This window comes from Microbacterium sp. CFBP 8801 (assembly GCF_014839455.1).
In the GTDB taxonomy this organism is placed as follows: domain Bacteria; phylum Actinomycetota; class Actinomycetes; order Actinomycetales; family Microbacteriaceae; genus Microbacterium.
The window spans coordinates 1-416 of sequence record NZ_JACYNU010000050.1 but is presented as its reverse complement, the minus strand read 5'-3'; the positions used below and the strand labels follow the sequence as shown (position 1 = coordinate 416).

At 67.8% G+C, this 416-nt stretch carries 1 protein-coding gene; it reads left to right on the top strand.

From position 1 onward, the window contains the following. Positions 1-416, top strand: a 416-nt coding sequence (locus tag IFR11_RS16930) for a class II aldolase/adducin family protein (RefSeq protein ID WP_191916854.1), incomplete at both ends; no start/stop codon positions are given.

The window sequence follows — 416 nt, the reverse complement described above, 5'->3', positions numbered from 1 at the left end:
TCCAGCGACACCGCGGCCCACGCCTACGTCTACCGGAACATGCCCGAGGTCGGCGGCGTCGTCCACACGCATTCCACCTACGGCGTGGCCTGGGCTGCGCGGGGCGAGGAGATCCCGTGCGTCATCACGGCGATGGCGGATGAGTTCGGCGGCCCTATTCCGGTCGGTCCGTTCGCGATCATCGGCGACGACTCGATCGGGCGCGGCATCGTCGAGACCCTGCGTGGGCATCGCTCGCGCGGCGTCATCATGCAGAACCACGGTCCCTTCACGATCGGGTCGAACGCAAAGGATGCCGTGAAGGCGGCCGTGATGCTCGAAGACGTCGCCCGCACCGTGCACATCGCGCGCGAGGCGGGCCCGCTCATCCCGATCCCGCAGGACAAGATCGACGCCCTCTACAACCGCTACCAGAA